The organism is Streptomyces sp. NBC_01571 (genome assembly GCF_026339875.1).
Classification (GTDB): domain Bacteria; phylum Actinomycetota; class Actinomycetes; order Streptomycetales; family Streptomycetaceae; genus Streptomyces.
Map to the genome: position 1 here is coordinate 7,274,010 of NZ_JAPEPZ010000001.1, position 19,752 is coordinate 7,293,761.

Here is a 19,752-nt window from a genome sequence, read left to right on the forward strand (position 1 = left end):
GGAACCGCCGCGGAAGCCGAACCGCCGAAGACCCGGAACCACCGCAGACGCAGGACCATCACTGAGGGGGAGCAGCAGGTGAGCATGACGGCCTCCGCGACAACCACCGGAGCCGGCGGGCCGGGCCCGGGAGCCCCCCAGGGGGCGGGCACCGGCCTCGGCTTCTGCCGGGTCACCATCGTCGCGCCCGACAGCCGGATCGACGTGGCACTGCCCGACGACATCCCCGTCGCCGACATCTACCCGGAGATCCTGCGGCTCTCCCAGCAGAGCCCCGCCGAGGACGCCCCGGTCGGCTACCACCTCGTACGCCGCGACGGAACCGTCCTCGACAGCTCGCGCTCCTTCGCCGCCCAGCGGATCCTCGACGGCGAACTCCTCACCCTGCGCCCCTTCTCCGAGTCGCTGCCGCCCGCCGTCTTCGACGACGTCTCCGAGGCCGTCGCGTCCGCGGTGACCCGCGAACGCAGCCTGTGGAGCGGCGACCTGACGCGGGCCGCCGGGCTCGTCGGCGGCGCCGTGCTGCCGACGCTGCTCGCCTTCGTGGCCTGGACCGCCGATCCCCGCCACGACATGCACAGCCTGCCCGGCATCCTCGCGGGCGTCACCGGCGTGCTCCTGGTCGTCCTCGCGGCGGTCCGCGCCCGGATCTACGACGACCGCGCCTCCGCGGTCGCGCTCGGGCTCGGCGCGCTGTCGAACGTGGGCGTCGCGGGCTCCGGGCTGCTCGCCGTCGCGCACGGTGAGGGCATCGGCAAGCTGCAGTTCCTGCTGGCCTGCGCCGCGGTCCTGGTCGCCTCGGTGATCCTGACGCTGTGCTCGCCGAGCGGGGACGGTCCGTTCGTCGCCTTCGTGTTCGCCTCCGCCATCGGCCTGGTCACCGTGTTCGTGGCCCTGCTCGTGCACTGGACGCCCACCGAGACCGCCGCGCTCTGCGCACCGGTCGCCGTCGGAGCCCTCGCCTTCCTGCCGGGCATGTCCATGCGCTTCGCCCGCATCCCGATCGGTTTCGACCCTCCGAACGCCACCCCGCGCAGCGCGTACGGCGCCGAGCCCGCCCCTCCGGAGCCCGTCGACGCCGGCCGCATCGAGGCACAGACCCGCCGCGGCCACGAACTCCTCGTCGGCCTCGTCGGCGGGTGCGCGCTGCTCGCCGTCGGCGCCTCGGCGGTGCTCGGCTTCTCCGACGACCTCTGGGGACAGCTGCTCGCCTTCGCGACCGGCGTCGCCCTCCTGATGCGCGCCCATCTCTTCCGCTACACCGCGCAGGTCGCCCCCGTGCTGGGCGCGGGCCTCGGCGCCCTCGTCCTGCTCGGCCTCGGCCTGGCACTCCACCCGCCGCACTCCCTGGTGCGCGACGCCCTCGCCGGAGACCGCGCGGACCTGGACATCCGTACGATCTGGCTCGTCGCGGCGATCGCGGCGGCGGCCGCGCTGGTCACCGCGCTCGGCCTGATCCTGCCGCGCGGAGGCCTCACCCCGTTCTGGGGCCGCTTCCTGGAGATCGCCGAGAGCTTCGTGCTGCTCACCCTGATCCCGCTGGCACTCGCGGTCTTCGACGTCTACGGCACGGCCCGCTCGATGACGGGCTGACCGGCCACGCGTCCCCGTCGGCGACGGAAGAGGGCGGCCGGCCCAACGGCCGACCGCCCTCCCCGCCGTCCGCTCGGGCTACTCCGCCGCGAGGCCGCCGTTGTGCGGCGCCGGCTCCAGATCGAACTCGCCGTCCCGGGCCCCCAGCACGAAGGCCCGCCACTCCGCCTCCGTGTACCGCAGGACCGTCTCCGGGTCGAGCGACGAACGCATGGCCACCGCACCCGCGGGCAGATACGCGATCTCGACCCGCTCCTCGTGCTCCTCCGTACCCGGCGCGCTCTGCCACTCGACGTCCGAGATGTCGAGCGCGTAGAGCTCGTCCCGCTCCCGCTCCTTGCGCGCCCTGACGTCCGCGTCCCTGACGTCGACGTCCCTGTCCGCTGCTGCCTCGGCCATGTTCCGACGGCCCCTTCCCCACGTACGGTTGACCTCTGCCGTCACCCTAGTGGCCGGACCGGCGCCGCCCGTGAGGTTCCGGGACGCGGGCGGACGCATCCGGCCAGGCTGGTACGCTGTGTGACGGCCGTTTGTGTACGCACCCCCGGAGCCCATCGCTCTGGAGGCCGCGCCCAGCGGATCCCCGCCTCCCGAGTAACGGAAGCTCCCCTGAGATGTGGACCAGGGGCACTCGGTGGCACATCAAAGACTACGAGGAGTACGCGTGTCGCTCGACGCCGCTACGAAGAAGCAGCTCATCAGTGAGTTCGGTCAGAAGGAGGGCGACACCGGCTCCCCCGAGGTCCAGGTCGCCATGCTCTCGCGCCGCATCTCGGACCTGACCGAGCACCTCAAGACCCACAAGCACGACCACCACTCCCGTCGTGGTCTGCTGATCCTGGTCGGTCAGCGCCGCCGGCTGCTGCAGTACCTGGCCAAGAAGGACATCCAGCGCTTCCGTGCGCTGGTCGACCGCCTGGGCATCCGCCGCGGTGCGGCGGGCGCCAAGTAAGACGCCGTGAAGGGAGCGGTTCCCACCTCTTGGGAGCCGCTCCTTTTGCTGTACGTGCCCTGTACGTGCGGAGTGTCACCGACGCTTTGTAGTGTGGTAGCACAAGGACACACGCAGGACACAGCACGTACGACACAGCGTGACGACGCCCCACCCGCCGGGTAGGGACCGTCACGACAAACGAACGAGGAGAAGCGCACCTCGCCGCCGCCGGTCCTCGGTAGTGGCCCCCGGGAGAATGAGACCCCGGGTGCTTCGATCGAAGACCGGCCCGCACCAGAAGGAGCGCTTCTCCGCCACCGTCCCCCTGCCACACGGGCAGGACGGGACGAAGACGAGGAGAAAACGCTAGTGGAGAACGAGACCCACTACGCCGAGGCCGTTATCGACAACGGTTCCTTCGGCACCCGCACCATCCGCTTCGAGACGGGCCGCCTGGCCAAGCAGGCCGCCGGCTCCGCCGTGGCGTACCTGGACGACGACACCATGGTGCTGTCGGCCACCAGCGCTTCCAAGAAGCCCAAGGACCAGCTCGACTTCTTCCCCCTCACGGTGGACGTCGAGGAGCGGATGTACGCCGCCGGCAAGATCCCCGGCAGCTTCTTCCGCCGTGAGGGCCGGCCCTCCGAGGACGCCGTCCTCACCTGCCGCCTGATCGACCGCCCGCTGCGCCCGTCCTTCAAGAAGGGCCTGCGCAACGAGATCCAGGTCGTCGCCACGATCATGGCGCTCAACCCCGACCACCTGTACGACGTCGTGGCGATCAACGCCGCCTCCGCGTCCACCCAGCTGGCCGGTCTGCCCTTCTCCGGCCCGGTCGGCGGCGTCCGCGTCGCGCTGATCAACGGCCAGTGGGTCGCGTTCCCGACGCACACCGAGCTCGAGGACGCCGTCTTCGACATGGTCGTCGCCGGTCGCGTCCTGGAGGACGGCGACGTCGCGATCATGATGGTCGAGGCCGAGGCCACCGACAAGACGATCCAGCTGGTCAAGGGTGGCGCCGAGGCGCCGACCGAGGAGGTCGTGGCCTCCGGCCTCGACGCCGCGAAGCCCTTCATCAAGGTCCTGTGCAAGGCGCAGTCGGACCTCGCCGCGAAGGCCGCCAAGCCGACCGCCGAGTTCCCGATCTTCCTCGACTACCAGGACGACGTCCTGGAGGCCCTCACCGCCGCGGTCAAGAGCGAGCTCGCCCAGGCGCTCACCATCGCCGGCAAGCAGGACCGCGAGGCCGAGCTGGACCGCGTCAAGGAGATCGCCGCCGAGAAGCTGCTCCCGCAGTTCGAGGGCCGCGAGAAGGAGATCTCCGCCGCGTACCGCGCGCTGACCAAGAAGCTGGTCCGCGAGCGCGTCATCAAGGACAAGGTCCGCATCGACGGCCGCGGCGTCACGGACATCCGTACGCTCGCCGCCGAGGTCGAGGCCATCCCGCGCGTGCACGGCTCGGCGCTGTTCGAGCGTGGCGAGACCCAGATCCTGGGCGTCACCACCCTCAACATGCTCCGCATGGAGCAGCAGCTGGACACCCTCTCCCCGGTGACCCGCAAGCGCTACATGCACAACTACAACTTCCCGCCGTACTCCGTCGGTGAGACCGGCCGCGTCGGCTCCCCGAAGCGCCGCGAGATCGGCCACGGCGCGCTCGCCGAGCGCGCGATCGTGCCGGTCCTGCCGACCCGCGAGGAGTTCCCCTACGCGATCCGCCAGGTGTCCGAGGCGCTCGGCTCCAACGGCTCGACGTCCATGGGCTCCGTCTGCGCCTCCACCATGTCGCTGCTGAACGCCGGTGTGCCGCTCAAGGCCCCCGTCGCCGGTATCGCCATGGGCCTGATCTCCCAGGAGATCGACGGCCAGACGCACTACGTCGCCCTCACCGACATCCTCGGTGCGGAGGACGCCTTCGGCGACATGGACTTCAAGGTCGCCGGCACCAAGGAGTTCGTCACCGCCCTCCAGCTCGACACCAAGCTGGACGGCATCCCGGCCTCCGTCCTGGCCGCGGCCCTCAAGCAGGCCCGCGACGCCCGCCTCCACATCCTCGACGTGATGATGGAAGCGATCGACACGCCGGACGAGATGTCCCCGAACGCCCCGCGGATCATCACGGTCAAGATCCCCGTGGACAAGATCGGTGAGGTCATCGGCCCCAAGGGCAAGATGATCAACCAGATCCAGGAGGACACCGGCGCCGAGATCACGATCGAGGACGACGGCACCATCTACATCGGTGCCGCCGACGGCCCGGCCGCCGAGGCCGCCCGCGCCACGATCAACGGCATCGCCAACCCGACCATGCCGGAGGTCGGCGAGCGCTACCTGGGCACCGTCGTGAAGACGACGACCTTCGGCGCGTTCGTGTCGCTGCTCCCGGGCAAGGACGGACTGCTGCACATCTCGCAGATCCGCAAGCTCGCCGGCGGCAAGCGCGTGGAGAACGTCGAGGACGTCCTCGGTGTGGGCCAGAAGGTCCAGGTCGAGATCGCCGAGATCGACTCCCGCGGCAAGCTCTCCCTCATCCCCGTGATCGAGGGCGAAGGCGACGACGACAAGAAGGACGACACCGACCAGTGACGTCTCGTAGCTCCACGACGACGGCCCGCACCTCTTCGGAGGCGCGGGCCGTCGCCCGTACCCAAACCCTCATCAAGGGCGAGAACGGCATCGGTACGGTCCGCAAGACCACCCTCCCCGGCGGCCTGCGCATCGTCACCGAGACGCTGCCCTCCGTCCGCTCCGCGACCTTCGGGATCTGGGCCCACGTCGGCTCCCGCGACGAGACGCCGACGTTGAACGGCGCCACGCACTACCTGGAGCACCTGCTCTTCAAGGGCACGAACCGCAGGTCCGCCCTGGACATCTCGTCCGCCATCGACGCGGTCGGCGGCGAGATGAACGCGTTCACCGCCAAGGAGTACACGTGCTACTACGCACGCGTGCTCGACACCGACCTCCCGCTCGCCATCGACGTGGTCTGCGACATGCTCACCGGCTCGCTGATCGAGCAGACCGACGTGGACGCCGAGCGCGGTGTGATCCTCGAAGAGATCGCGATGACCGAGGACGACCCGGGCGACTGCGTCCACGACCTGTTCGCGCACACCATGCTCGGCGACACCCCCCTCGGCCGCCCCGTCCTCGGCACGGTCGACACGGTTAACGCCCTCGGCGCCGACCGCATCCGCCGCTTCTACAAGAAGCACTACGACCCGACCCATCTGGTCGTGGCCTGCGCGGGCAACGTCGACCACAACAAGGTCGTACGCCAGGTCCGTGCCGCCTTCGAGAAGGCGGGCGCCCTCCGGGAGGCCACCGCCGAGCCGATCGCCCCGCGCGAGGGCCGCCGCGCCATCCGCACCGCCGGCCGTGTCGAACTGCTCGGCCGCAAGACCGAACAGGCGCACGTCGTCCTCGGCATGCCGGGCCTCGCCCGCACCGACGAGCGCCGCTGGGCCCTGGGCGTCCTCAACACCGCCCTCGGCGGCGGCATGTCCTCCCGCCTCTTCCAGGAAGTCCGCGAGAAGCGCGGTCTGGCCTACAGCGTGTACTCGTACACCTCGGGCTTCGCCGACTGCGGGCTCTTCGGGGTGTACGCCGGCTGCAGGCCGAGCCAGGTCCACGACGTGCTCAAGATCTGCCGCGACGAGCTCGATCACGTCGCCGAGCACGGACTGTCGGACGACGAGATCGGCCGTGCCATCGGCCAGCTCCAGGGCTCCACCGTCCTCGGCCTCGAGGACACCGGCGCGCTGATGAACCGTATCGGCAAGAGCGAGCTGTGCTGGGGCGAGCAGATGTCCGTCGACGACATGCTGGCCCGGATAGCGTCGGTCACCCCGGACGAGGTCCGTTCGATCGCCCACGACATCCTGGGACAGCGGCCCTCGCTGTCGGTCATCGGTCCGCTCAAGGACAAGCAGGCGTCCCGTCTGCACGAAGCGGTCGCGTAAATCCCGTCTCTGTTAGGAACGAAGCAATGAGCAAGCTGCGCGTGGCGGTCCTCGGTGCCAAGGGCCGGATCGGGGCCGAGGCGGTACGAGCCGTCGAGGCCGCCGAGGACATGGAGCTGGTGGCAGCGCTGGGCCGGGGCGACCGACTGGAGACCCTCGTCGACGCGGGCGCCCAGGTCGTGGTCGAGCTGACCACGCCGGACTCGGTGATGGGCAACCTCGACTTCTGCGTCCGCAACGGGATCCACGCGGTGGTCGGAACCACGGGCTGGACCGACGAACGCCTCGCACAGCTCACCACGACGCTGGCCGAGTCGCCGGGGACGGGGGTGCTCATCGCCCCGAACTTCTCCATCGGCGCCGTACTGACCATGAAGTTCGCCGAGATCGCCGCGCCGTACTTCGAGTCCGTCGAGGTCGTCGAACTGCACCACCCGAACAAGGCGGACGCGCCCAGCGGCACCGCCACGCGCACCGCCCAGCTCATCGCCGCGGCCCGGGAGCGAGCGGGCAGCGCCCCGCAGCCCGACGCCACGGCCACCGCTCTCGACGGCGCCCGCGGGGCGGACGTCGACGGCGTCCGGGTGCACTCGGTCCGGCTGCGCGGCCTCCTCGCCCACCAGGAGGTCCTGCTCGGCGGCGACGGCGAGACCCTCACCGTCCGCCACGACTCGCTGCACCACAGCAGCTTCATGCCGGGCATCCTGCTCGGCGCCCGCCGCGTGGTGAGCACGCCGGGCCTCACCTTCGGCCTGGAACACTTCCTGGACCTCGGCTGAGCCGAGGGACGGGCACGGACGGACACGGACACCTGGCAGACATGCGCGCGAAGATCACCTACGCCGTCACGGCGGCCGTCCTGGTCGTCTATTTCGTCCTGGTCGGCAGCCGCGGCGTGCTGCTCATCCAGAACGGCACCCTGATCACCGTCACCTTCGGCATCGCGGTGCTGATCCTGCCGGTCATCGGTATCTGGTTCCTCTGGAAGAACACCCAGTTCGTACGCAAGGCGAACCGGCTCGCGGCGGAGCTCGACGCCGAGGGCGGACTGCCGGTCGACGAGCTGCGGCGCACCGCGGGCGGCCGCATCGACCGCGACTCGGCCGACGAGGTCTTCGCCAGGCGCAAGGCCGAGACAGAGGACGCGCCCGACGACTGGCGCAGCTGGTTCCGCCTCGCCGTCGCCTATCACGACGCCAGGGACACCCCGCGGGCCCGCAAGGCGATGCAACGGGCGATCGCCCTCCGCGAGGGCAGGCCACCGGCGGAGGCCTGAGCCCCGGCGCAGGCCTGGGCCGGGGCCCGGCAGGGGGCTCCGCCCCCAGACCCCCGTTCGGCCTGAAGGGCCTCGTCCTGAATCGCCGGACGGGCTGAGGGTGCGGGCCCGCGCTGGAGATTTAGGCGTGCGCTGGATGGTCGTGGGCGGGCTGGATATGTCGGCATCTGCCGGAGAGTTCGGCATGGGCTGGATGGTTCCGCACGGGCTGGAGATGCGGTCCCGCGCCGGTGGGGCGCCCTCGAAGGCTGGCGCCGAGGTCATGCATGTCAGCCCGTCCGGCGTTTGAGGACGAGCCCTTCGGGCGAGCGGGGGGCCAGGGGGCGCAGCCCCTCGGCGGGGTCTGGGGCGGGGCCCCAGGGACAGGGTGATAGGGTCTCCCACCGCTAGAGCGAAGCCGAGGTGTCCGAGCCCGCGCCGGGACCCGCCACCGCGAGAACCCGGGAGTCCGGCCCAGCGATGAGCGCGGAGTTCGGGCGCGGAGGCCCGGGATGACACGACGAAGGGGCCGGTCCGCACGACGCGGACCGGCCCCTCCGTACGGGTCAGGCCCCGGCTCAGCCCAACCGGTACTCGTCGGCCCAGACCTCGACGGCGTCCGCCGCCCGGTCGAAGGCCTCCGTGCGCGCCAGGAAGTCGGAGTTGTGCGAGGTCAGCAGTGGCGGTACGGCATCGGACGCCCGGTCCCTGCGGACCAGGATCAGCGCCTGCCCCTGCACCGTGCGCGGCAGCCCGAGCCAGCGCACCGGCTGCTGCACGGTGCGCACGGCGACGACCTGATCCCAGGGCGCGGTACTGGTGGTGAGGAAGCCCACGCGGCGCAGTCCCCGGGCACTCACCCAGACGCCCATCCGCAGCAGCCGCAAGGCGCCCAGGACGACGATCACGGAGACCAGCAGACAGACCATGGCCGCGGAGCGGCTTCCGGCGAACGCGGTGATCACGGTGGCCACGAGCACATAGGACGCGAGCAGCAGAATCAGCGCGGCGAACGCCACCCGCCACGGGCCTGGCCGGTAGGGGCGACGCCACTGGTCGCGGTCGTCGAACGGCAGGGCGAGATCGTCCGCAGCCTCGTCAAAAGCACGGTCCGCCGTCAGGAAGGGCAGGGGCACGACTGATCCTCACTCAATCCACGCATGGGCTATGCCCGGTGAGGCTATCGAGCCGGGTCCCCGCTCACCACCCTCGGGGGTCCGGAAGAGTCAGCGGCCGTCCGAGGCCTCGGAGTGCTGTGTGTGGGCGGGTGACGGGTCCTGCGACAGGGCGGGCATGCCGAGGATCAGGGACCCGACGAGCCCGGCTGCCAGGGTGAGTCCCATGAGCCACCGCCCGGCAAGCTGGCCGGCGGAGGCCCGCTCACGCGGTGGGGGAGTGACATTGCTGCGGAAGTTGTCGGCTTCGGCGATGAAGGCGAACGGTACGGGCTCGCGCCGACGGAACATGAGGACTGCGTCTCCTCTGGAGTCTCGAAGAAATCTCTGTCACCAATACAGACGTACGGACGCCCTCGGTGGTGCCCAGTTTCGCCGAATTCATTGCGGCAAGGCCCGAACGCCCTGGTATCGGCGCCCCGTAGAGTGGCCGCGTTGCAAGCTGTGATGGGAAGGACCCCCCGAATCGTGACCGAAACCCCCGCCGACGATCTCAAGATCGACCTCCGTAGCGATGTCACCGTCGAGCTGGTGAAGCACTCCGCGGCCGACTCCGACGTGCTGTTCGCCGCCCGTGTCTCCACCGTCGGGGAGCAATCCCTGGACGAGATGGACAAGGACCCGGAGCGCTCGAAGGGGTTGATCAACTACCTGATGAGGGACCGGCACGGCAGCCCCTTCGAGCACAACTCGATGACGTTCTTCATCAGCGCTCCGATCTTCGTCTTCCGCGAGTTCATGCGGCACCGCGTGGGCTGGTCGTACAACGAGGAGTCCGGCCGGTACAGGGAGCTCCAGCCGGTCTTCTACGTCCCGGACGAGTCGCGCAAACTGGTCCAGCAGGGCCGTCCCGGGAAGTACGTGTTCGTCGAGGGCACCGAGGAGCAGCGCGAACTCGTCGCGGGCGCCATGGAGGACTCGTACCTCGCGTCGTACCGGACGTACCAGGAGATGCTCGCCGCCGGTGTCGCCCGCGAGGTGGCCCGCGCCGTCCTCCCGGTCGGCCTCTTCTCGTCGATGTACGCCACCTGCAACGCGCGCTCCCTGATGCACTTCCTCGGCCTGCGCACCCAGCACGAGCTCGCCAAGGTCCCGTCCTTCCCCCAGCGGGAGATCGAGATGGTCGGCGAGAAGATGGAAGCGGAGTGGGCCAGGCTCATGCCGCTCACGTACGCGGCCTTCAACGCCAACGGTCGTGTGGCGCCGTAGGGCGCTCCCATGCGCCTTCCGGCACAGATGTACGGATCAGCCGAGCGAGGTGTCCGTATTGCGGCATTTCGAGAAGTTCATCTAGCCTGATCAAACGGACCCGGCACTGCTTGAACCCCCGAGCAGGCAGTGCCGGGCTCCGCATTTGTCGTGCTTTGTCGTGTCCCCCGAGGGCAGACCCGGCCCTGAGCAGCGAGTAGCGTGTTACCCATGGCTCCGACCTCCACTTCGCAGACCCCCTTCGGACGGGTCCTCACCGCCATGGTCACGCCCTTCACGGCGGACGGCGCACTCGACCTCGACGGCGCCCAGCGGCTCGCCGCCCACCTGGTGGACGCAGGCAACGACGGCCTGATCGTCAACGGCACCACCGGCGAGTCACCGACCACCAGCGACGCGGAGAAATCGGATCTCGTACGGGCCGTGCTGGCGGCCGTCGGCGACCGAGCCCACGTCGTCGCGGGCGTCGGCACGAACGACACCCACCACAGCATCGAGCTCGCCCGGGCCGCCGAGAAGGCCGGCGCGCACGGCCTGCTGACCGTCACGCCGTACTACAACAAGCCCCCGCAAGAGGGCCTGTACCGGCACTTCTCGGCCATCGCCGACGCCACCGAACTGCCGGTGATGCTCTACGACATCCCCGGCCGCAGCGGCGTACCGATCAGCACCGAGACGATCGTCCGCCTCGCCGCGCACCCGCGCATCGTCGCGAACAAGGACGCCAAGGGAGACCTCGGCCGGGCCAGCTGGGCCATCGCCCGCTCCGGTCTCGCCTGGTACTCCGGCGACGACATGCTGAACCTGCCGCTGCTCTCCGTGGGCGCGGTCGGCTTCGTCTCGGTCGTCGGCCACGTCGTCACGCCGGAGCTGCGGGCCATGCTCGACGCCTATGTCGCTGGCGACGTGCAGAAGGCGACCGAGATCCATCAGAAGCTGCTTCCGGTCTTCACCGGCATGTTCCGCACCCAGGGCGTCATGACGACGAAGGCCGCGCTCACCCTCCAGGGTCTGCCCGCCGGACCGCTGCGCGCCCCGATGGTCGAACTGTCACCCGAGGAGACCGCTCAGCTCAAGATCGATCTTGCTGCCGGCGGGGTACAGCTCTAAGTACAGACTTCACAACTGAATACGTACGACAACGCAGGCCCGCGGCCTGCACCCCACACAAACAACAGCTACTGCACGAACGTCATGCACGCCACGTGCCTTGCCAGGTACGTGGCGTGTGTGGTGAGGAGAGTCTTTTGAGTCATCCGCATCCTGAACTCGGCCCGCCGCCAAAGCTTCCCCAGGGGGGCCTGCGGGTCACCCCGCTCGGCGGCCTCGGTGAAATCGGCCGGAACATGACCGTCTTCGAATACGACGGCCGCCTGTTGATCGTCGACTGCGGAGTGCTCTTCCCCGAGGAGGAGCAGCCCGGAATCGACCTGATCCTGCCGGACTTCACGTCCATCAGGGACCGCCTCGACGACATCGAGGGCATCGTCCTCACGCATGGCCACGAGGACCACATCGGTGGTGTCCCGTTCCTCCTGCGCGAGAAGCCGGACATCCCGCTGATCGGCTCCAAGCTGACCCTCGCGCTGATCGAGGCGAAGCTCCAGGAGCACCGCATCCGCCCGTACACGCTCGAAGTCGCGGAGGGCCACCGCGAGCGCATCGGCCCCTTCGACTGCGAGTTCGTGGCGGTCAACCACTCCATCCCGGACGCCCTCGCGGTCGCCATCCGCACCCCGGCCGGCATGGCGGTGCACACCGGCGACTTCAAGATGGACCAGCTCCCGCTGGACGGCCGGCTCACGGACCTGCACGCGTTCGCACGTCTGAGCGAGGAAGGTATCGACCTTCTCCTCTCGGACTCCACGAACGCCGAGGTCCCCGGCTTCGTCCCGCCCGAGCGCGACATCTCGAACGTGCTGCGCCAGGTCTTCGCTGGCGCCAGCAAGCGCATCATCGTGGCGAGCTTCGCCAGCCACGTGCACCGCATCCAGCAGATCCTGGACGCGGCCCACGAGTACGGCCGCCGGGTCGCCTTCGTCGGCCGCTCGATGGTCCGCAACATGGGCATCGCGCGCGACCTCGGCTATCTGAAGGTCCCGCCGGGCCTGGTCGTCGACGTCAAGACGCTGGACGACCTCCCGGACCACGAGATCGTCCTCGTCTGCACGGGCTCGCAGGGCGAGCCGATGGCCGCGCTGTCCCGCATGGCCAACCGTGACCACCAGATCCGCATCGTCCAGGGCGACACGGTGATCCTGGCCTCGTCGCTCATCCCGGGCAACGAGAACGCGGTCTACCGCGTCATCAACGGCCTGACCCGCTGGGGCGCCAAGGTCGTCCACAAGGGCAACGCCAAGGTGCACGTCTCCGGTCACGCCTCCGCGGGCGAGTTGCTGTACTTCTACAACATCTGCAAGCCGCGGAACCTGATGCCGGTCCACGGCGAGTGGCGTCATCTGCGCGCCAACGCCGAGCTGGGCGCGCTCACCGGCGTGCCCCACGACCGCATCGTCATCGCCGAGGACGGCGTCGTCGTCGACCTCGTCGGGGGCAAGGCCAAGATCTCCGGCAAGGTCCAGGCGGGTTACGTGTACGTCGACGGCCTCTCGGTCGGCGGTGTCGGCGAGCCCGCGCTCAAGGACCGCAAGATCCTCGGGGACGAGGGCATCATCTCGGTCTTCGTGGTGATGGACTCCAGCACGGGCAAGATCACTGGTGGTCCGCACGTTCACGCCCGCGGTTCGGGCATCGAGGACTCCGCCTTCACGGACGTCGTCCCGAGGATCACCGAGGTTCTCGAACGCTCGGCCCAGGACGGCGTGGTCGAGCCGCACCAGATGCAGCAGCTCATCCGCCGCACGCTGGGCAAGTGGGTCTCGGACAACTACCGCCGCCGGCCGATGATCCTGCCGGTCGTCGTCGAGGTCTGACCCCCCCCTCACACGCGCCAACCCGGAGCGGGGCGCCTCGATTTGCATCGAGGCGCCCCGCTCCAGTACGTTTACGGCTCCGCCTGAACGGGAACCCGGCCACAATCGTGTGCCTGGACCACCCCGAGCGGGACGGAAATTCCGACTCAGAATCTCTGATAAAGTCGGAACCGCCGGAAAGGGAAACGCGAAAGCGGAAACCTGGAAAGCACCGAGGAAATCGGATACGGAAACGGTCTGATAGAGTCGGAAACGCAAGACCGAAGGGAAGCGCCCGGAGGAAAGCCCGAGAGGGTGAGTACAAAGGAAGCGTCCGTTCCTTGAGAACTCAACAGCGTGCCAAAAATCAACGCCAGATATGTTGATACCCCGTCTCCGGCCGATCGGCTGGGACGAGGTTCCTTTGAAAAAGTCCTGCCCCTTCGGGGTAGGCGCACAGCGAGGACGCTGTGAACCGGGAGGATTATTCCTCTTCCTGGTTCCGCTCTCGTGGTGTCGTCCCGATTACGGGAAAACATTCACGGAGAGTTTGATCCTGGCTCAGGACGAACGCTGGCGGCGTGCTTAACACATGCAAGTCGAACGATGAAGCCCTTCGGGGTGGATTAGTGGCGAACGGGTGAGTAACACGTGGGCAATCTGCCCTTCACTCTGGGACAAGCCCTGGAAACGGGGTCTAATACCGGATAATACCTGCCTGGGCATCTGGGTGGGTTGAAAGCTCCGGCGGTGAAGGATGAGCCCGCGGCCTATCAGCTTGTTGGTGAGGTAGTGGCTCACCAAGGCGACGACGGGTAGCCGGCCTGAGAGGGCGACCGGCCACACTGGGACTGAGACACGGCCCAGACTCCTACGGGAGGCAGCAGTGGGGAATATTGCACAATGGGCGAAAGCCTGATGCAGCGACGCCGCGTGAGGGATGACGGCCTTCGGGTTGTAAACCTCTTTCAGCAGGGAAGAAGCGAAAGTGACGGTACCTGCAGAAGAAGCGCCGGCTAACTACGTGCCAGCAGCCGCGGTAATACGTAGGGCGCAAGCGTTGTCCGGAATTATTGGGCGTAAAGAGCTCGTAGGCGGCTTGTCACGTCGGGTGTGAAAGCCCGGGGCTTAACCCCGGGTCTGCATTCGATACGGGCTAGCTAGAGTGTGGTAGGGGAGATCGGAATTCCTGGTGTAGCGGTGAAATGCGCAGATATCAGGAGGAACACCGGTGGCGAAGGCGGATCTCTGGGCCATTACTGACGCTGAGGAGCGAAAGCGTGGGGAGCGAACAGGATTAGATACCCTGGTAGTCCACGCCGTAAACGGTGGGAACTAGGTGTTGGCGACATTCCACGTCGTCGGTGCCGCAGCTAACGCATTAAGTTCCCCGCCTGGGGAGTACGGCCGCAAGGCTAAAACTCAAAGGAATTGACGGGGGCCCGCACAAGCAGCGGAGCATGTGGCTTAATTCGACGCAACGCGAAGAACCTTACCAAGGCTTGACATACACCGGAAAGCATTAGAGATAGTGCCCCCCTTGTGGTCGGTGTACAGGTGGTGCATGGCTGTCGTCAGCTCGTGTCGTGAGATGTTGGGTTAAGTCCCGCAACGAGCGCAACCCTTGTTCTGTGTTGCCAGCATGCCCTTCGGGGTGATGGGGACTCACAGGAGACTGCCGGGGTCAACTCGGAGGAAGGTGGGGACGACGTCAAGTCATCATGCCCCTTATGTCTTGGGCTGCACACGTGCTACAATGGCAGGTACAATGAGCTGCGAAGCCGTGAGGCGGAGCGAATCTCAAAAAGCCTGTCTCAGTTCGGATTGGGGTCTGCAACTCGACCCCATGAAGTCGGAGTTGCTAGTAATCGCAGATCAGCATTGCTGCGGTGAATACGTTCCCGGGCCTTGTACACACCGCCCGTCACGTCACGAAAGTCGGTAACACCCGAAGCCGGTGGCCCAACCCCTTGTGGGAGGGAGCTGTCGAAGGTGGGACTGGCGATTGGGACGAAGTCGTAACAAGGTAGCCGTACCGGAAGGTGCGGCTGGATCACCTCCTTTCTAAGGAGCACTTCTTACCGATCCCTCCGGGGTGAGGTCAGAGGCCACTACGTCGGCAAACGTTCGACGGTGGTTGCTCATGGGTGGAACGTTGATTATTCGGCACACTTGATCGTCTTCTCCTTCCAGTACTGTCCTTCGGGGCGTGGAACGAATGAGGGAAGCGGGGAGTGTGTCGGGCACGCTGTTGGGTGTCTGAAGGTACGGCCGATTGTTGGCTGCCTTCAGTGCCGGCCCCAGTGAACTTGCCTTCGGGCAGGGTGATGGGTGGTTGGTCGTTGTTTGAGAACTGCACAGTGGACGCGAGCATCTGTGGCCAAGTTTTTAAGGGCGCACGGTGGATGCCTTGGCACCAGGAACCGATGAAGGACGTGGGAGGCCACGATAGTCCCCGGGGAGTCGTCAACCAGGCTTTGATCCGGGGGTTTCCGAATGGGGAAACCCGGCAGTCGTCATGGGCTGTCACCCTTGCCTGAACACATAGGGCAAGTGGAGGGAACGCGGGGAAGTGAAACATCTCAGTACCCGCAGGAAGAGAAAACAACCGTGATTCCGGGAGTAGTGGCGAGCGAAACTGGATGAGGCCAAACCATATGCGTGTGAGACCCGGCAGGGGTTGCGTATGTGGGGTTGTGGGATTTCTCTTTCACGGTCTGCCGGCCGTGAGACGAGTCAGAAACCGTTGATGTAGGCGAAGGACATGCGAAAGGTCCGGCGTAGAGGGTAAGACCCCCGTAGTCGAAACGTCAACGGCTCGTTTGAGAAACACCCAAGTAGCACGGGGCCCGAGAAATCCCGTGTGAATCTGGCGGGACCACCCGCTAAGCCTAAATATTCCCTGGTGACCGATAGCGGATAGTACCGTGAGGGAATGGTGAAAAGTACCGCGGGAGCGGAGTGAAATAGTACCTGAAACCGTGTGCCTACAAGCCGTGGGAGCGTCGGATATGTGCTTGCACATATCTCGTGACTGCGTGCCTTTTGAAGAATGAGCCTGCGAGTTTGCGGTGTGTTGCGAGGTTAACCCGTGTGGGGAAGCCGTAGCGAAAGCGAGTCCGAATAGGGCGATTTAGTAGCGCGCTCAAGACCCGAAGCGGAGTGATCTAGCCATGGGCAGGTTGAAGCGGCTGTAAGAGGTCGTGGAGGACCGAACCCACCAGGGTTGAAAACCTGGGGGATGACCTGTGGTTAGGGGTGAAAGGCCAATCAAACTCCGTGATAGCTGGTTCTCCCCGAAATGCATTTAGGTGCAGCGTCGTGTGTTTCTTGCCGGAGGTAGAGCACTGGATAGGCGATGGGCCCTACCGGGTTACTGACCTTAGCCAAACTCCGAATGCCGGTAAGTGAGAGCGCGGCAGTGAGACTGTGGGGGATAAGCTCCATGGTCGAGAGGGAAACAGCCCAGAGCATCGACTAAGGCCCCTAAGCGTACGCTAAGTGGGAAAGGATGTGGAGTCGCACAGACAACCAGGAGGTTGGCTTAGAAGCAGCCACCCTTGAAAGAGTGCGTAATAGCTCACTGGTCTAGTGATTCCGCGCCGACAATGTAGCGGGGCTCAAGCGTACCGCCGAAGTCGTGTCATTGCAGCAATAGGGCCAACGCCTGCTGTGATGGGTAGGGGAGCGTCGTGTGCCGGGTGAAGCCGCGCCGGAAGGCAGTGGTGGACGGTTCACGAGTGAGAATGCAGGCATGAGTAGCGATACACACGTGAGAAACGTGTGCGCCGATTGACTAAGGGTTCCTGGGTCAAGCTGATCTGCCCAGGGTAAGTCGGGACCTAAGGCGAGGCCGACAGGCGTAGTCGATGGATAACCGGTTGATATTCCGGTACCCGCTGTGAAGCGTCAAACATTGAACCAGGCGATGCTAAGTCCGTGAAGCCGCCCTGGAGCCTTCGGGCAAAGGGGAGTGGTGGAGCCGATGGTCCAGACCTGTAGTAGGTGAGTGATGGGGTGACGCAGGAAGGTAGTCCATCCCGGGCGGTGGTTGTCCCGGGGTAAGGGTGTAGGCCGTGTGATAGGTAAATCCGTCGCACATCAAGGCTGAGACCTGATGCCGAGCCGATTGTGGTGAAGTGGATGATCCTATGCTGTCGAGAAAAGCCTCTAGCGAGTTTCATGGCGGCCCGTACCCTAAACCGACTCAGGTGGTCAGGTAGAGAATACCGAGGCGTTCGGGTGAACTATGGTTAAGGAACTCGGCAAAATGCCCCCGTAACTTCGGGAGAAGGGGGCCATCACTGGTGATCCGATTTACTCGGTGAGCTGGGGGTGGCCGCAGAGACCAGCGAGAAGCGACTGTTTACTAAAAACACAGGTCCGTGCGAAGCCGTAAGGCGATGTATACGGACTGACGCCTGCCCGGTGCTGGAACGTTAAGGGGACCGGTTAGTCAAACTTCGGTTTGGCGAAGCTGAGAACTTAAGCGCCAGTAAACGGCGGTGGTAACTATAACCATCCTAAGGTAGCGAAATTCCTTGTCGGGTAAGTTCCGACCTGCACGAATGGCGTAACGACTTCTCGACTGTCTCAACCATAGGCCCGGTGAAATTGCACTACGAGTAAAGATGCTCGTTTCGCGCAGCAGGACGGAAAGACCCCGGGACCTTTACTACAGTTTGATATTGGTGTTCGGTTCGGCTTGTGTAGGATAGCTGGGAGACCTTGAAGTCATGGCGCCAGCCATGGTGGAGTCGTCGTTGAAATACCAGTCTGGTCGTGCTGGATGTCTAACCTGGGTCCGTGATCCGGATCAGGGACAGTGTCTGATGGGTAGTTTAACTGGGGCGGTTGCCTCCTAAAGAGTAACGGAGGCGCCCAAAGGTTCCCTCAGCCTGGTTGGTAATCAGGTGTTGAGTGTAAGTGCACAAGGGAGCTTGACTGTGAGACCGACGGGTCGAGCAGGGACGAAAGTCGGGACTAGTGATCCGGCGGTGGCTTGTGGAAGCGCCGTCGCTCAACGGATAAAAGGTACCCCGGGGATAACAGGCTGATCTTCCCCAAGAGTCCATATCGACGGGATGGTTTGGCACCTCGATGTCGGCTCGTCGCATCCTGGGGCTGGAGTCGGTCCCAAGGGTTGGGCTGTTCGCCCATTAAAGCGGTACGCGAGCTGGGTTTAGAACGTCGTGAGACAGTTCGGTCCCTATCCGCTGTGCGCGTAGGAATATTGAGAAGGGCTGTCCCTAGTACGAGAGGACCGGGACGGACGAACCTCTGGTGTGCCAGTTGTCCTGCCAAGGGCATGGCTGGTTGGCTACGTTCGGGAGGGATAACCGCTGAAAGCATCTAAGCGGGAAGCCTGCTTCGAGATGAGTATTCCCACCCCCTTTGAGGGGTTAAGGCTCCCAGTAGACGACTGGGTTGATAGGCCGGATCTGGAAGGCGGGTAACCGCTGGAGGTGACCGGTACTAATAGGCCGAGGGCTTGTCCTCAGTTGCTCGCGTCCACTGTGTTGGTTCTGAAACCACGAACAACCGTCGTAGCTTTGCCACGGCTCCGGTTGACAGTTTCATAGTGTTTCGGTGGTCATAGCGTGAGGGAAACGCCCGGTTACATTCCGAACCCGGAAGCTAAGCCTTACAGCGCCGATGGTACTGCAGGGGGGACCCTGTGGGAGAGTAGGACGCCGCCGAACAAAATTTGACAGAGCTGGTCCCCGAACTTCGGTTCGGGGACCAGCTCTTTTTTGTTGTGCGTCACTTTGCGTTCACTTTGCGCGACCAGCATCCGCGTCATGGGTACTGCTGCAATGCTCAGGGCCGCGGGCGTCGGAGCCGGTGACGAGGTCATCGTGTCGGCGTTCGGCAACGTCGAAGTCACGGAGGCCGTGACCCAGGCCGGAGCCTCGGCCGTCTTCGCCGACATAGACCCGGCGACCTACTGCCTCGACGCCGGCGCGGTCGAGGCGGCCGTGACCGCACGGTCGATGGCCGTCGTGGTCGTCCACCGCTTCGGGCGGACGGCCGACTTGGCGCGACTGCGGGACGTCGGGCAGCGGCACGGACTCCTCGTCCTCGAACTGGGCGAGTCCGAGGCGCCGTACGAGGACATCGCGCAGCGCCGGGAGCGGGCCGCCTACCTCGACGGGCGGTTGAGCGGCGTGCGCACGCCGGCCGGCGGTGACGGGCACACGTACCAGCAGTACGTGGTGCGGGTGCCGGGCAACGGGCGGCCGGACCGGGACGCCTTCGCACGGGCCGTACGCGCCCGCGGAGTCGAGTGCCGGGTGCCGGTGAAGACACCGGTGCACCGCATGCCCGGGTTCCGGCGCGACGTGTTCCTCCCGGAGACCGAACGGGCCGCCGACGAGACGCTCGCGCTGCCCGTGGACGCCTCGCTGACGAAGCGGGAGATGCAGCGGATCGTCTCCGCCTGCAACGCGCTCGGCGGTCTCCTGCAGCCCGCCTTCTGAGCCGACAGACCTCACACGGGGTCAACAGGACTGATTAGGAGCACGCTTCTGTTCGGGGTATGATCTATTTCGTTGCCGCGAGGGAAACCTCGAAAAGGCGACCGGCCCCCCTAGCTCAGTCGGCAGAGCGTCTCCATGGTAAGGAGAAGGTCAACGGTTCGATTCCGTTGGGGGGCTCCACAGCAGAAAGGCCCCGCCCTCCCGGGCGGGGCCTTTTTGCTGCTCCCGTCGGG

The 19,752-nt window shown here is 66.2% G+C and carries 13 protein-coding genes, 1 tRNA gene and 3 rRNA genes; 14 read left to right on the forward strand and 3 right to left on the reverse strand.

Annotation, left to right across the window (positions count from 1 at the left end; genetic code table 11):
- The first annotated feature begins 84 nt into the window (after positions 1 to 84).
- Positions 85 to 1,593, forward strand: coding sequence for a type VII secretion integral membrane protein EccD (gene eccD / locus OHB41_RS32790; protein WP_526025071.1), 1,509 nt, complete (start codon positions 85 to 87; stop codon positions 1,591 to 1,593).
- Positions 1,594 to 1,671: 78 nt separating this feature from the next.
- Here the strand turns inward: eccD and OHB41_RS32795 are convergent, their stop codons facing one another.
- Positions 1,672 to 1,992: a DUF397 domain-containing protein gene (locus OHB41_RS32795; RefSeq protein ID WP_266701867.1), complete on the reverse strand. Its 321-nt coding sequence runs from the start codon at positions 1,990 to 1,992 to the stop codon at positions 1,672 to 1,674.
- Positions 1,993 to 2,257: 265 nt separating this feature from the next.
- On the opposite strand from OHB41_RS32795, the gene rpsO reads away from it, so the two are divergent.
- The 5 genes from rpsO to OHB41_RS32820 all read left to right on the forward strand — a co-directional run bounded on the left by rpsO (position 2,258) and on the right by OHB41_RS32820 (position 7,765).
- Complete coding sequence (rpsO, locus tag OHB41_RS32800) at positions 2,258 to 2,545, forward strand: 30S ribosomal protein S15 (RefSeq protein WP_019064787.1); 288 nt, start codon at positions 2,258 to 2,260, stop codon at positions 2,543 to 2,545.
- 351 nt (positions 2,546 to 2,896) lie between these two features.
- On the forward strand, positions 2,897 to 5,113 hold the full coding sequence (locus tag OHB41_RS32805) for a polyribonucleotide nucleotidyltransferase (protein ID WP_266701869.1): 2,217 nt from the start codon (positions 2,897 to 2,899) through the stop codon (positions 5,111 to 5,113).
- Positions 5,110 to 6,489 (forward strand): M16 family metallopeptidase, encoded by a 1,380-nt coding sequence (locus OHB41_RS32810; protein ID WP_266701871.1) that lies wholly within the window; start codon positions 5,110 to 5,112, stop codon positions 6,487 to 6,489. The genes OHB41_RS32805 and OHB41_RS32810 overlap by 4 nt, the downstream gene beginning before the upstream one ends.
- A gap of 26 nt (positions 6,490 to 6,515) precedes the next feature.
- Positions 6,516 to 7,268 carry a 4-hydroxy-tetrahydrodipicolinate reductase gene (dapB, locus tag OHB41_RS32815; protein WP_266701873.1) on the forward strand — a complete coding sequence of 251 codons (753 nt, stop codon included), beginning with the start codon at positions 6,516 to 6,518 and terminating at the stop codon, positions 7,266 to 7,268.
- Positions 7,269 to 7,309: 41 nt separating this feature from the next.
- Complete coding sequence (locus tag OHB41_RS32820) at positions 7,310 to 7,765, forward strand: tetratricopeptide repeat protein (RefSeq protein ID WP_266701875.1); 456 nt, start codon at positions 7,310 to 7,312, stop codon at positions 7,763 to 7,765.
- Between the two features lie 557 nt (positions 7,766 to 8,322).
- Here OHB41_RS32820 and OHB41_RS32825 read toward each other — a convergent pair.
- Entirely contained in the window at positions 8,323 to 8,880 is a 558-nt protein-coding gene (locus tag OHB41_RS32825) for an SCO5741 family PH domain-containing membrane protein (protein WP_266701877.1), read from the reverse strand.
- A 90-nt stretch (positions 8,881 to 8,970) separates the two neighbouring features.
- Complete coding sequence (locus tag OHB41_RS32830) at positions 8,971 to 9,210, reverse strand: hypothetical protein (protein ID WP_266701879.1); 240 nt, start codon at positions 9,208 to 9,210, stop codon at positions 8,971 to 8,973.
- A gap of 177 nt (positions 9,211 to 9,387) precedes the next feature.
- On the opposite strand from OHB41_RS32830, the gene thyX reads away from it, so the two are divergent.
- The 8 genes from thyX (at position 9,388) to OHB41_RS32870 (ending at position 19,699) form a co-directional block, all read left to right on the forward strand.
- Entirely contained in the window at positions 9,388 to 10,128 is a 741-nt protein-coding gene (thyX, locus tag OHB41_RS32835; RefSeq protein WP_266701881.1) for an FAD-dependent thymidylate synthase, read from the forward strand.
- A gap of 210 nt (positions 10,129 to 10,338) precedes the next feature.
- Positions 10,339 to 11,238 (forward strand): 4-hydroxy-tetrahydrodipicolinate synthase, encoded by a 900-nt coding sequence (dapA, locus tag OHB41_RS32840; protein ID WP_266701883.1) that lies wholly within the window; start codon positions 10,339 to 10,341, stop codon positions 11,236 to 11,238.
- A 137-nt stretch (positions 11,239 to 11,375) separates the two neighbouring features.
- Entirely contained in the window at positions 11,376 to 13,061 is a 1,686-nt protein-coding gene (locus OHB41_RS32845) for a ribonuclease J (protein WP_266701885.1), read from the forward strand.
- Positions 13,062 to 13,578: 517 nt separating this feature from the next.
- Positions 13,579 to 15,104 (forward strand): 16S ribosomal RNA (locus OHB41_RS32850).
- A 314-nt stretch (positions 15,105 to 15,418) separates the two neighbouring features.
- Positions 15,419 to 18,539: ribosomal RNA gene (locus OHB41_RS32855) — 23S ribosomal RNA — on the forward strand.
- An 86-nt stretch (positions 18,540 to 18,625) separates the two neighbouring features.
- A 5S ribosomal RNA gene (gene rrf, locus OHB41_RS32860) occupies positions 18,626 to 18,742 on the forward strand.
- Together the 16S, 23S and 5S rRNA genes form the textbook arrangement of a ribosomal RNA operon.
- A 114-nt stretch (positions 18,743 to 18,856) precedes the next feature.
- Positions 18,857 to 19,519, forward strand: coding sequence for a DegT/DnrJ/EryC1/StrS family aminotransferase (locus OHB41_RS32865; RefSeq protein WP_266706314.1), 663 nt, complete (start codon positions 18,857 to 18,859; stop codon positions 19,517 to 19,519).
- A 104-nt stretch (positions 19,520 to 19,623) separates the two neighbouring features.
- Positions 19,624 to 19,699: transfer RNA gene (locus tag OHB41_RS32870), tRNA-Thr, on the forward strand.
- Positions 19,700 to 19,752 lie beyond the last annotated feature (53 nt).